Below are 12,977 nucleotides of genomic sequence, written 5' to 3' on the forward strand. Positions count from 1 at the left end.
AGAAAGAAAAGAACCAGCATGCTTCCCATTTTAGGATATGTTTCGGCTATTGGCGTAGGATTATCGTTAGGGCTTATCGGAGGCGGCGGTTCTATATTAACAGTACCCATTCTGGTATTTTTTTTCGGTATAGACCCTATACTGGCCACTACTTACTCCCTTTGCATAGTAGGCCTTACCAGCGCCGTGGGCGCTTTCCGCTATTACCGTAACGGCAATATCATATTTAACATAGCCCTGTTATTTGGCATACCTTCTCTCATTACCGTTTTTATTATGCGTAAATGGGTAATGCCTTCCATACCCAAACATCTTTGTTTTATTGGCAAACACGATCTGATAAAGTCTGAATTGCTGATGGTAGTTTTTGCCCTGCTGATGATTGGCACCGCCGTAGCCATGATACGCCGCAAAAACACAGATGAAAACGATAATGAAAACTTTACCCCCAACAAACCTTTGCTGGTTGGCCAGAGCATCCTGGTAGGCGCTATTACCGGGTTTGTAGGTGTAGGTGGTGGCTTTTTAATCATCCCCTCGCTGGTAATGTTTGCCCGGCTGCCGGTAAAAAAAGCAGTAGGTACCTCTCTGATGATTATGACCCTCAGCTCTCTGCTGGGTGTTATGGGCGATCTTACCCGGCACGTACCCCTCAATACCGGTTTTCTGTTCTTATTTTCTGCTTTTACCATCATAGGTATTCTGGCAGGCACCTATTTTAACCGTTTTATTAAAGACAATGCACTGCGCCAGACTTTTGGCTGGTTTGTGCTGTGCATGGGCTTTTTTATTATTATACGGTTTATCTGGTAGGTATTACACAAGCTGCTTAGGGCACACTTATTACCTTTTAGAAAATAGATCTTTTAACGCCCTTTGTGCAGCGTAATAGCCGCACATGCCATGTACGCCCCCACCGGGCGGTGTAGAAGACGAACAGAGATACAGCCCTTTTTTTGAAGTACGGTAAGGAGAATACCGCAGGACCGGGCGGGTAAACAACTGGTCAAGGCTTTGTACCCCGCCATTAATATCCCCACCTATATAATTAGGATTATACGCTTCCATAGCCGCTGTATCCATTACATGCCGTTGCAGAATACGCTCCTGAAAGCCGGGTGCAAACCGCTCTACCTGTGCTTCAATGGCGGCAGTCATATCTTCCCGGGAGCCGCCCGGTACATGGCAGTAGCCCCATATGGCCTGTTTGCCTTCGGGTGCACGGCTGCTATCCATAACACCGGGCTGCGAAAGCAATACAAAAGGTTCCCGGCTGGTACGCCCCTTCCATACCGCATGTTCCGACAAGGCAATTTCCTCCAGGGTATTACCCAGGTGTACGGTTCCTGCCTGCCGGCATATTTCATTGGTAAACGGCACCTCCCCTTCAATGGCCCAGTCTATCTTAAACACGCCCATGCCATATTTATAACGGTGCAGCTGCCAGCGGTAAAAAGCACTCAGCTGGTGCCCGGCAATACGCAGCAGCTGCGCCGGGGTAACATCCAGCAATACAGCGTGGGCAGATGGTAGCTGTTGCAGCGACTGCACCATCACCCCCGTTTCAATAGTACCGCCCATGGCCGTAAAACAGGTAGCCAGCGCATTGGCCAGCTGCTGCGCGCCGCCCTTGGGTACCGGCCAGCCTGCGGCATGGCCGGAAAGTAGCAACGCCAGCCCCACAGCTGCCGTACCGGCGTGCGATAACGGTTGCATACTATGCGCCGCCATACCTGCAAACAGCCCCCGCATTACTGGTGTTTTAAAATGCTTACCAGCCACAGAAGTTGCGTTTTTCAGGGCATTCAAACCAAAACGCATCATAGCCGGCGAAGGTGGCAGCTTTAGCGGCCCCAGCATTTCCGGCAGCAACTGCTGCCAGTTTTGCAACAGCGGCTGCATCAGTTTTGTATAGGCTGCTGTATCCCGGGTACTTTGCGCGGCGGTAACTTCCACAGAACTGTACAACGCTGCTGCACTGCCGTTATCAAAAGGATGTGCGGCGGCTACTTCAGGATATATAAACTCCAGCCCGTGTTGGTGTAGCGGCAGCGTGGAAAAGAAAGGCGAAACGGCAGCCAGCGGATGCACGGCAGAACAAACATCGTGTATAAATCCGGGCAGGGTAAGCGCTTCAGAGCGCATACCACCGCCTATGGTGGCTTTTCCTTCCAGCAACAATACCGATAAGCCTGCCTGCTGCAAGGCAATAGCTGCCGACAGCCCGTTTGGCCCCGCCCCTACTACCACCGCATCGTAATCGCGTTTTTCCATATACTATACAGTTCATAAAAATATAACAAGCTGCCGCTTCCTCAACAAAAACGCTGTACCGCCGGTTCACGCTGGTTTCTATAAAATATACAATCATTGCAACTGTTTGTCCATTGCCGCCCGGCCCCCTTGCCAATACCTTAGCACTTTCATTTCATCCAACAAAGCAGTAACTTAACATTCCCCGTTGCAGAAATCCAGGATCAGACCTTATCAAAATCAAACATTACTATGAGCACAACAGCAAATTTTACCGGCACGCTGGAATCGCATTTTGTGGAAGAAAGCAATATTCCCGAACAATTCAGGGTACAACCGTTGCACCAGCGAGAATACCTGGTAGGCGGAGAAATTAAAACCTGGGATGGCCCCGTTACAGAAGTATATTCTCCTTTATATATTAAGCAGAACGGCCAACTGAAAAAGAAACTGCTGGGCAGCTACCCACTGGGTACCGAAAAGGAAGCCATGGAAGCGCTGGATGCCGCCGTAGCCGCTTATAACAACGGCCAGGGTGAATGGCCTACCATGAGTGTAAAGGACCGTATTGCCTGCATGGAAAACTTTGTGTACCGCATGGTGCAGCAGCGCGAACAGGTGGTAAAACTGCTGATGTGGGAAATTGCTAAATCTTACGCAGACTCTACCAAAGAGTTTGACCGTACCGTGGAATATATCAACGCCACTATTGATGCGTTAAAGGAAACCGACCGCCAGAGTTCCCGCTTTGAAATAAAAGAAGGCGTGGTGGCGCAGATACGCCGCTCGCCCCTGGGGGTGGTGCTTTCTATGGGGCCGTTTAACTATCCCCTCAATGAAACGTTCACCACCCTTATACCAGCCCTTATTATGGGCAACACCATTCTGTTTAAAGCACCCAAACATGGCGTACTGCTACACTCTTATCTGCTGAAAGCCTTTCAGGAGTCTTTCCCCAAAGGTGTGGTAAATACCATCTACGGCCGTGGTGCGGTTATTACCCCACCCGTTATGCAAAGCGGTAAGGTAGATGTGCTGGCTTTTATCGGCTCCAGCAAAGTGGCCAATGATTTGAAAAAGCGCCACCCCAAAATCAACCGCCTGCGTGCCGTGTTAAGCCTGGATGCCAAAAACGCGGCTATTGTAACGCAACATGCCGACCTGAAGGTGGCCGTAAGCGAGTGTGTGCTGGGGTCTCTATCCTTTAACGGTCAGCGTTGCACCGCTATCAAAATCATTTTTGTACACAAAAGCGTGGCTGAAGCATTTACACAACTGCTTAGCCAGGCCGTAAACAACCTTAAATACGGTATGCCCTGGGAAGCCGGTGTGCAGATAACCCCGGTAACCGAGCCGGATAAACCTGCTTATTTACAGGAATGCATACGGGATGCAGAAGCCAACGGCGCACGTGTGGTGAACGAAAATGGTGGCGCTACCGCCGGATCGTTCGTTTTTCCGGCAGTAGTGTATCCCGTTAACCCCAAAATGAAACTTTACCACGAAGAGCAGTTTGGCCCGGTACTGCCCGTGGTGCCATTTGAATCTATTCAGGAGCCGATCGACTATCAGATCAATTCCTCCCACGGCATGCAGGTAAGCATTTTCAGCAATGATGCGGAAGAAGTGGCCTCCCTTATAGATCCGTTTGTAAATCTGGTAAGCCGGGTAAACATCAATAGCCTTAGCCAGCGTGGCCCCGATGCGTTTCCGTTTACCGGCCGTAAGGATAGTGCCGAGGGTACCCTGTCTATTGCAGATGCCCTGCGGGCGTTTTCTATACGGTCGCTGGTAACTACCAAAATGAATGATGCGAATAAAAAACTGATCAATGAGATTGTTAAAAACCATAATTCCGGCTTTTTGAGTACCGATTTTATTTTTTAACATCAATTCAGAGATTATTTTTACTGGAAAGTAAAAAAACAGTCTCTGATATGCGACCATTCAAACTCCCTATTTTTAACGAGATTAATCTGGACGATCTGGAAAACTGGTACGATGCACAAGTAGAAGTGGATGGAGCTACTGTGAGTATGGATATGAACTTTGACGAAACCAGTATCGGTGAGGCGGAAGTAACCTTTGTTAAAAACTTTCTGGAAAAACTGCCGGAAATAACGCAATCGCTCAGAGCACATGTACTGCTTGATTATGCCAGTGGAACGGTTACCAAAGAATTCCTGTCTAAAGCACTGGATTCTGCCAATGAAGAAAAACTGAATGCAGTACTTGCATCAGTTTCCAGCACCGAAAACACCTCGCGCGATCAGCAGCTGCTTGCTGCCCTTCGTTTAAAAAGAATAGCCTTTTTTCCGGAAGATGCGGAAAGGTTTGCGTTTTTTGATTATACAATTGGTACAGATTTTACCGATTATCTGCTGGCTTTTACACTGAATACGCAGCAGGCAATAGTAGAAGTTTCTGTAGAGAATTATTAATAATAAAACCGGGCAATCATTTACAGGGTTGCCCGGTTTTTTATTTACGCTTTTTGTTTTTAGTTTAAAAACACCTGGTATTGTAACACATAACTTCCTTTATGTGTGGTAAGCGTGGCATCTCCCGCCCCTTGCTGGTTATACACAGGTCTGTTCTGATAACTGAATGTGAGTTTAGAGGTATGCCCTTTCAGCAGCCAGTTAACACCCGCATCCCAGTAGTTCATAGCCTTATCCAACCGCTCGTACGCCGCATGTTGTAAACTTGCGTAAGGCATTAGTGTGCTGGTACCTATCAGGTTATTTTTAAACTTATACCCCACCTGCAGGTACAACAGATTACCGGTTCCAAAAGAAGGATACCCATTGCCCGAACCATTGATAAGCGTGGTATTATTTGTACCCGTTGCCGGGTTCATAGTAGCCTGGTTGCGTAAGTAACCGGGGCCATGGTTAAAATGAATCAGTGCGGCATAAGCGTTCAGCGCCGTACCGGTTTGTTTATTCAGCGGCGCATCATAATAAATATCTGCCGCAAAATGTTTCATGGCAGTAGTTACGGTATCACCTGCTGCGGGGCTATGCCACATAGCATCAGGCTGGTACTGAAACCCGGCCCCTATATTCAACACACGCTTAGTGCCCAGGTAAGTGCCGGTGGCATAAGCGGTGGTATTGGCTTCCTGGTCCAGAAACTGCCATTGCAGGTAGCCATGCGTCTGCATTTTGGGCGGCATGGGCGAAAAGCTGGAATTAGGGCCGATAGCCGGCGAGTAGCCATTGGCTTTAAGCGGGTTCATGGGGCTGCTTAATACCACGCGGTAGTCCAGTTTGCCCAGCTTACCTTTGGCGTATACACTCAGCTTTCTTAAAAACTGGTCTGTTACATCGTTGGTGGTTTGCTCAAACAACGGCGCATCCAGCCCCATAATGCTACCTACAGAAGGGGCCGCAAAACGTACCAGTCCGTTCCATGCCGTCAAACCCGTACCCAGCGATAGTTTCTGCTTTGCCACCTCGTACTCACCGGTAATATCATGAATAAAAAAGCCGGCTTTTCTGTCAGAACTATAATTGAAATTATTCATCCCAAACTGGGTATAAATAAACACCCTGTCCGCTATCTGCCCAAACGCCTGCATACGGGCGCGGCGGATACCTATATCGGTAAAATTCTTTTTCTCATATCCGTTAATGGTACTGCCGGGGTTCATATCGGTATTGCGTATCCATACCTGGCTAACCAGCGTAAACTTAAAATAGTTGCTGCCATCTTCATTCAGCCATATCTTTCCATCCTTTAGCAATTCCGGCTTCTTCGGCGTTTCCTGTGCAGCGGTGTGTAGCGTAGCGGCAAGCATGGTAACTGCACCAGCGGTAAATAACTTTTGTATAAACATAAATCTCATAAACATGAAAATACATTTTAAAACAATTTATTAACCCAGGTTAAAATTATTCTGTAATTTCTGGCCCAACTTTACAGTATCAAACAAACACAAATAAACATTCCAATCTAAAAATCAAACTTTATGAAAAGAACAGCAAGCGCCCACTGGAACGGTAACCTGAAAGAAGGTAAAGGCGAAATCTCAACCCAAAGCACTGTATTAAGCAATACACAGTATTCTTTCAACGCCCGTTTTGCAGAAGGTGTAGGCACTAACCCCGAAGAATTACTGGGCGCATCGCACGCAGGTTGTTTTACTATGGCATTAAGCGCTTTCCTGTCAGATAAAGGCATTACCGCTAACGATCTGGATACAAAAGCAACTGTTGAGCTGGATCCCGCCACATTAAAAATCACCAGCATTGTACTGGACCTGAAAGCAGCTAAAATTGACGGTGTTTCTGAAGAGCAGTTTCTGGAATTTGCCAACGGCGCCAAAGAAAACTGTCCTATTTCCAAAGCACTGGCCGCAACTCCCATTTCACTGAACGTTATTTACCAATAGTTCAACTGTACCTGCTATGCAGGAAAAAGGCTGCCTCCATTACGGGGCAGCCTTTTTAGTTTATGGCGCTTTTTTCAGTTCCACCCACCACTCTGTATAACTGGTATCAGTAAGTGGTGCACGGGTATACAGCTGTAATATTCCATCCGTTTCAGAACGGTTGTATATGGTATCGCCATTTACCAGAAAGCGGCGCACATTCAGTATGCTATAAAGTGCAGGGGAAGGTACCGGTAATACAGTTTGCGAGTATACCGTATCGGTTTTGCGGAATTCCATAAAATCTGCCGGTGTGCCCGCAATGGTATCGCGGGTGCTGTCGGTGCTGTTAAACTGCCCCTGATATACCACCTGCCATTTGCCGGTTACCGTTTCGTAAAACTTGTCTATGCCAGATATGCCCTCCTCTTCTTTAGAACAGGCTGCAAACAGGCACATACCTGTGGCAATTGCGCTTAATTTTCTCACTGGCCGTTTTTTTAGGTACATAGTTGCAGACGGGGAATGTATAAGCAGGCAATATAAGGATTATTGCCTATTTTCACCCCAAAACAGGTACGCGAGGGCATGAATATCAGAGATATTGTAAACCGGGATAATATCAATTTACAGAATTGTGAGAGTGAGCCCATACACATACCCGGTTGTATTCAGGAACACGGTTTTTTATTAGGTGTACATAGCACCGCTCTTCAAATTACTTACTGTAGCGCCAATACTGAACGTTTTACCGGCCACACGCCCGAAGCTATGCTGGGCAAAGGTTTTGAGGAAGTTTTTTCGTCAGCCGCCGCCGCACAACTACAGGCTTTTGTAAACAATCCCCGGTACGATCAAAGTCAGCCGCTGGTATTTACCATCAACCATATTCAATACAATACACAGCCGCATCTATCCGGTGACGTTATTGTTCTGGAGTTTGAGCCGTTTCCGGATGGCAGCCTGGCCCTGCCCGATCTGTACCGCCAAACGCAGAAGCTGGTTACCTACCTGCAAAACGCAGAAAACCTGCGGCAGTTATCGCACAGCATTGCAGCTGAAACCCGCACCATTACCGGGTACGACCGGGTAATGATTTACCGGTTTGATAAAGATTATAACGGAGAAGTATTTGCCGAAAGCAAGCGGGACGACCTGTTGCCGCTGCTGGGGCACAACTATCCGCATACCGATATTCCGGCGCAGGCCAGAGAACTATATCTTAAAAACATGCTACGGATGATTGCGGATGTAGATTATACACCCGTACCAATCTTAACGCGTGCCACAGACGCCACACATGCCTCGCTCGATCTCAGTTATTCTGTATTGCGTAGCGTATCGCCTATACATATTGAGTACCTGAAAAATATGGGTGTAAAAGCCACCCTTACTATTTCGCTGATACAGGATGGGCGCTTGTGGGGTATGATAGCCTGTCACCATTACTCACCGCTGAACATTCCGCATTTTACACGACTGTCAGCCCTGTTGCAGGGGTACTTTTTTACCTCACAGATAAAGGTGCGCGAACTGGCAGATCAATACGAGCAGTCTAAGGAAATCAACGACTGCATGCAGCAACTGCTGGAAGCCCTCTCGGCCGATGAGAATTTTATACTTCACCAACATCACAATCCTGATTTATACACCTGCATTAACGCCGGTGGCATTGCTATTCAGCACGGCAATCACCTGTATACAGGCGGCCTGGTGCCGGACGAAGCGGCTATTCAACAACTGGCCACCTGGCTAAAAATACATGCCCCCCAGGGCCGGTATAGTACCGACAGACTGATTGAAGCCTATCCGGCAGCACAGCATCTGAGTCATGCTGCTGCGGGTATTATCTATCACGAATTATCCGCCCAGGCAGATAGTTACGTTATCTGGTTCCGGCCCGAAATGGTAAAGGCCATCAACTGGGCAGGCAACCCCAGCAAAGGCATTGTAATGGATTCCAACGGCGCCCGCCTCTCCCCCCGCAAATCTTTTGAGTTGTGGAAGGAAGAAGTGAAAAACCAGAGCATGGAATGGACCAGGCCGGAGCGGGATGCAGCGGCCCAGCTGGCTTACAACCTGCAAAAGCAGGTATATCTGCTGCGCATAAGGCAGGAAGAAGAACGCTACCGCCGGTTGACTATACAATTACAGGCCGCCAATGCAGAGCTGGAAAATTTTAACTGGATAAGCGCGCACGACTTAAAAGAGCCTTTGCGTAAAATACAGGTATTTGCCTCCCGTACCTTCTATGGAGAAACCTCACTGGAAGTGTATAAAGATTCTCTGTTGCGCATTCAAAACTCTGCCCACCGCATTCAGTTGTTGCTGGATAGTATGTTATCCTTTGCAGACATGCGCAGCAGTGGCGAAGTACGCGACACCATTTCTGTTCAGCAATTATTACAGCAAACCATAGATAAGTTTACCGGGCAGATAGCAGAAACAAACGCTACTATTATTTTACCGGAAAACCTGCCAGCCCTGTATGTAATACCCCGCCAGGCAGAACAACTTTTTACACACCTTATATCCAACGCACTTAAATTCCGCAAACCCGCGGTAGCACCACAACTGGTAATAGACTACCGTCAAAACCCCGCACCGCCGCACAAAGCCAACGGCAGTACCGCGCTTACCTATCATACGTTCTCCTTTGCAGACAACGGCACCGGTTTCGACAACCGTTTCACCGAAACCATCTTCCGCATTTTTCAGATACTCAACAGAACACAGGACTATACCAACGTAGGCATTGGGTTGGCTATCTGTAAAAAGATTATGGATAACCACGAAGGGTTTATTACGGCCAGTAGTTGCGAAGGGGAAGGAAGTGTGTTTAAGGTGTATTTTCCGGCGTAAAAAGTCATGTATATACCCCTATTTTAAATGCGCCCTTAACATCCAGGCCATTTTCTCATGTGCATCTAATAAATCCGCTATAAAATCTCTTCCACCCAATTGGTACAATTCATCTTCCAGTGCTTTCAGGTAATACCTCAAATGCTCAATCAGTTCTTCCTGATGGTACAGCAGTTCCTTTACCAGACTTCTGCCATCGTTACCACAACCCTGTGCACGGTTGCATTGCGACTGCTGTAGTATTTCCATAGCAGTAGCAGGCGTGTAATCACCTATGGCGCGCAGCCGCTCGGCCACGCGTTCTACCAGCTCGTCCAGTTGCTTATACTGGTCTTCAAAAAAAGTGTGTTTATAATAGAAATCAAACCCCTCCACATTCCAGTGTGCAATACGTGTTTTGGAATACAGCGAAAACTCTTCAGCCAGCAGGGCTGTAAGCATGCAGCTTACTTTATCCAGTGTTTGTTGCTTTGGTTTAGTTGCGAGTTCCATGTTCTGTATCAAGGCTTATAACAACAAAACTATTGCATTACGCCTGGCGTGGCAATTGACAAATGATAGTAACTCTTGTACTTTTCATCTATCTTTCAGCAACGGTTATGGAAACAGCAAACCACCTTTTACAACAGGAACTGGCGCGGCTTACAGGGGTAGACTTTACCCGTGAAGAAAACGTACGCAAACGCCTGTCGGCCCTGCTTAGTGAACTGATTGTAAATGACCAGCATGGTTTGTATTTTCTGTTGTACCGCATTGATATTCCCGAAAAGAAAATAAAGCTGATGCTGCAACAACACCCACAGGAAAATGCAGCGTTACTGATTGCTGATATGATTATAGAACGCCAGCTACAGAAGATACAGCTACGCAGCCAGTACCGGCAAAACCCGGACAACATACCCGATGATGAAAAATGGTAACTACTACACCAGCCACTTTTTATTACCCCAGTGGAAATAGATATAACAGGCCCCCAACCATATGCCCGTAACACAAAAGCCGCCCAATACATCACTGGCATAATGCACATGTAAGTAAATGCGGGTAACACCTACCAGGCAGGCAAACAAAAACAATACTATACAACCTGATAAGCGCACAAAAGCAGGCAGTGCCGTATGCCATAACAGATACATCATCAGACCCGCAAACGTAAAAATGGCCAGAGAGTGACCGCTGGGGAAGCTATAGCCACCAACTACATCCAGATGTTCTAAGGAAGGGCGCTCACGCTGAAACACATTTTTCAGTACAGCCGTTAACAGAAAACTGGCTAACGCTATGGCGGCGGTTATAATGGCATAGTTTCTTTTTCTCTTTAGCCATAGCACCGCAATAATCACCAGATAAAAAGGAAAAAGCCAATACCCACCGCCAAAGAACGTAATGTTCCTTGCCAGGCGGGTATTGGCTTCTGTAGTATGCTGTTCAAAAAAGCGGAATGCGCGGGAGTCAAACAGATCCCGGTTTTCCAGCACAATTTCATTCGCCACAAACACGAATACAGTCAACGATGCCAGGCAAAAAACCATCGCAATCAGTATATCCAGCGATAATAGCCTCAGCCAGCCGCGTTTTGTTCCGGTGTCCGTCATATACAATGTACTTTCTTCAGTATAAATATACCACCTGCTTTTGTTTTATAATAACTCTTTTGCATGTTTGATGTTGGAGGTAATGGTATCCCATACCTCATCAAACTGTCCGTGCAGCATCAACCGCGCCATAGATAAGGTCATTCCTTTTATCTGTTTTGCATCAATTTTAGGCGGCATGGCCAGTGCAGCGGGGTCGGTAATAATATTCAGCAAAAACGGCCCATCCGTTTGCAAAGCCTTCTGTATAGCTGCTTCCACATCCTCCGGTTTATTTACCGTAAGTGCGGGAATGCCATAGGCACCGGCCAGTATAGCAAAGTCAGGGTTTACCATATCTGTTTGCCAGTCAGGCAAACCTGCCACCTGCATTTCCAGTTTTACCATACCCAGCGAGTGGTTGTTAAACACCATCACTTTCACCGGCAGTTTGTATTGTACAATAGTAGCCAGGTCGCCGGTACTCATACTTAAACCCCCATCGCCACACAAGGCAATTACCTGGCGTTGTGGCTGGCACAATGCTGCACCAATGGCCTGTGGTAAAGCATTGGCCATAGAACCATGATTAAATGAACCCAGCAGATGGCGGGTACCCGTTGCGTGCAGGTAACGGGCAGCCCATACACAGGTCATACCGGTATCTACTGTAAATATGGCATTGCTGGTAGCCAGCCGGTCAATGGTATGCGCCACATATTCCGGATGTATCTTATGCTCACTGCCCCAATCTTCTACATAAGTCAGCAACTTCTGCTTCACATCTGCATACACCTTCAGTTCCTGCTGTAAAAAGCTGTCATCAGTTTTCGCTTCCAGATAAGGCTTTAGCGCTAAAAGGGTTTCTTTTACCGTACCCTGTAATCCCAGATTCAGTTGTGCCCTGCGCCCCAGCCGCTCGGCCTTTGCTTCTATCTGTACAATCTTCAGGTCTTCCGGTATAAAGGGGGTGTAAGGAAAGTCTGTACCCAGCAGCAATATCAGCTCTGCATGGTGCATGGCATGGTAGGCAGAAGGCAGGCCCAGCAAACCCGTCATACCCACTTCGTTGGGGTTGTTATGCTGAATGGCCATTTTACCCCGGAACGAATAGCCTACCGGCGCTTTCAGCAACTCCGCCAATGCTACCACTTCTGCATGCGCATCTTCCACCCCAATACCGCAGAAGATGGTTATTTTAGAAGCTGCATTTAATAAAGCAGCCAGCTGCTGCAATTCTTTTACATCCGGTACAATACCGGCCCGGGTAGTAAATACGGTGTTGGTGGTAATGTTATCTGCCGCTTTCATCTCCGTTACATCGCCCGGCAGGCCCAATACAGATACGCCTTTACGGCTTACGGCATGCTGCATAGCCATCTGTAACATGCGCGGCACCTGGCCAGGCGTGGTGGCCACCTGGTTATAATGGCTGCAATCATCAAACAATTTTCCTGTTTGTGTTTCCTGAAAGTATTCCGATCCAAACTCCTGCGTGGCAATGGTACTGGCAATAGCCAGCACAGGTGCGCCGGAGCGGTGCGCATCGTACAAGCCGTTTATCAGATGCACATGGCCCGGCCCGCAGCTGCCTGCGCAACAGGCCAGCTTACCGGTCAGCTGTGCTTCTGCACCTGCTGCATACGCCGCCGTTTCTTCATGGCGCACATGAATCCATTGTATGGAACCATCCCGCCGTATGGCATCGTTTACATGATTCAGGCTATCGCCCGTTACTGCATAAATCCTTTCTACTCCGGAAGCGCTCAGCATGTTTACCAGCTGTTCCGATACTGATGTTGCCATAGTTACTCATTTACGGTTTTTACATAAGATCTCTCCTATCTACAAATCACCGTTCATAAAGTTCGGCGGGTAAAGTATACGCAAGTGCTTATCTTGGGTATGTACAT

Annotated in this window: 12 protein-coding genes; 6 read left to right on the top strand and 6 right to left on the bottom strand. The window is 47.6% G+C overall.

Annotation, left to right across the window (positions count from 1 at the left end):
* Positions 1-18 precede the first annotated feature (18 nt).
* The gene (locus IEY13_RS18410) at positions 19-813 is read left to right on the top strand and encodes a sulfite exporter TauE/SafE family protein (RefSeq protein ID WP_188954825.1); all 795 of its coding nucleotides are present in this window, start codon (positions 19-21) and stop codon (positions 811-813) included.
* Between the two features lie 30 nt (positions 814-843).
* Here IEY13_RS18410 and IEY13_RS18415 read toward each other — a convergent pair whose 3' ends face one another.
* The gene (locus tag IEY13_RS18415) at positions 844-2,274 is read right to left on the bottom strand and encodes a phytoene desaturase family protein (protein WP_188954827.1); all 1,431 of its coding nucleotides are present in this window, start codon (positions 2,272-2,274) and stop codon (positions 844-846) included.
* 231 nt (positions 2,275-2,505) lie between these two features.
* Between IEY13_RS18415 and IEY13_RS18420 the strand changes: the two genes are divergently transcribed.
* Positions 2,506-4,140: an NADP-dependent glyceraldehyde-3-phosphate dehydrogenase gene (locus IEY13_RS18420; RefSeq protein ID WP_188954829.1), complete on the top strand. Its 1,635-nt coding sequence runs from the start codon at positions 2,506-2,508 to the stop codon at positions 4,138-4,140.
* 50 nt (positions 4,141-4,190) lie between these two features.
* Complete coding sequence (locus IEY13_RS18425) at positions 4,191-4,694, top strand: DUF2004 domain-containing protein (RefSeq protein ID WP_188954831.1); 504 nt, start codon at positions 4,191-4,193, stop codon at positions 4,692-4,694.
* 59 nt (positions 4,695-4,753) lie between these two features.
* Here the strand turns inward: IEY13_RS18425 and IEY13_RS18430 are convergent, their stop codons facing one another.
* Positions 4,754-6,109, bottom strand: a complete 1,356-nt coding sequence (locus IEY13_RS18430) for a hypothetical protein (protein WP_188954833.1) — start codon at positions 6,107-6,109, stop codon at positions 4,754-4,756.
* Between the two features lie 117 nt (positions 6,110-6,226).
* On the opposite strand from IEY13_RS18430, the gene IEY13_RS18435 reads away from it, so the two are divergent.
* The gene (locus IEY13_RS18435) at positions 6,227-6,649 is read left to right on the top strand and encodes an OsmC family protein (protein ID WP_188954835.1); all 423 of its coding nucleotides are present in this window, start codon (positions 6,227-6,229) and stop codon (positions 6,647-6,649) included.
* A gap of 60 nt (positions 6,650-6,709) precedes the next feature.
* Here IEY13_RS18435 and IEY13_RS18440 read toward each other — a convergent pair whose 3' ends face one another.
* Positions 6,710-7,117 (bottom strand): hypothetical protein, encoded by a 408-nt coding sequence (locus IEY13_RS18440; protein ID WP_188954837.1) that lies wholly within the window; start codon positions 7,115-7,117, stop codon positions 6,710-6,712.
* A gap of 99 nt (positions 7,118-7,216) precedes the next feature.
* Here IEY13_RS18440 and IEY13_RS18445 point away from each other — a divergent pair, with 99 nt between their 5' ends.
* The gene (locus IEY13_RS18445; RefSeq protein WP_188954839.1) at positions 7,217-9,490 is read left to right on the top strand and encodes a GAF domain-containing protein; all 2,274 of its coding nucleotides are present in this window, start codon (positions 7,217-7,219) and stop codon (positions 9,488-9,490) included.
* Between the two features lie 18 nt (positions 9,491-9,508).
* Here IEY13_RS18445 and IEY13_RS18450 read toward each other — a convergent pair whose 3' ends face one another.
* Positions 9,509-9,982, bottom strand: a complete 474-nt coding sequence (locus IEY13_RS18450) for a Dps family protein (RefSeq protein ID WP_188954842.1) — start codon at positions 9,980-9,982, stop codon at positions 9,509-9,511.
* A 107-nt stretch (positions 9,983-10,089) separates the two neighbouring features.
* Between IEY13_RS18450 and IEY13_RS18455 the strand changes: the two genes are divergently transcribed.
* Positions 10,090-10,410, top strand: coding sequence for a hypothetical protein (locus IEY13_RS18455; protein WP_188954844.1), 321 nt, complete (start codon positions 10,090-10,092; stop codon positions 10,408-10,410).
* A 3-nt stretch (positions 10,411-10,413) separates the two neighbouring features.
* Here IEY13_RS18455 and IEY13_RS18460 read toward each other — a convergent pair whose 3' ends face one another.
* Together IEY13_RS18460 and IEY13_RS18465 are read right to left on the bottom strand one after the other, a co-directional pair.
* Positions 10,414-11,085 (bottom strand): phosphatase PAP2 family protein, encoded by a 672-nt coding sequence (locus IEY13_RS18460; protein ID WP_188954846.1) that lies wholly within the window; start codon positions 11,083-11,085, stop codon positions 10,414-10,416.
* A 45-nt stretch (positions 11,086-11,130) separates the two neighbouring features.
* Positions 11,131-12,870, bottom strand: a complete 1,740-nt coding sequence (locus IEY13_RS18465) for a thiamine pyrophosphate-dependent enzyme (protein ID WP_188954848.1) — start codon at positions 12,868-12,870, stop codon at positions 11,131-11,133.
* Positions 12,871-12,977 lie beyond the last annotated feature (107 nt).

The sequence above is a fragment of the Filimonas zeae genome, assembly GCF_014641615.1.
Classification (GTDB): domain Bacteria; phylum Bacteroidota; class Bacteroidia; order Chitinophagales; family Chitinophagaceae; genus Filimonas; species Filimonas zeae.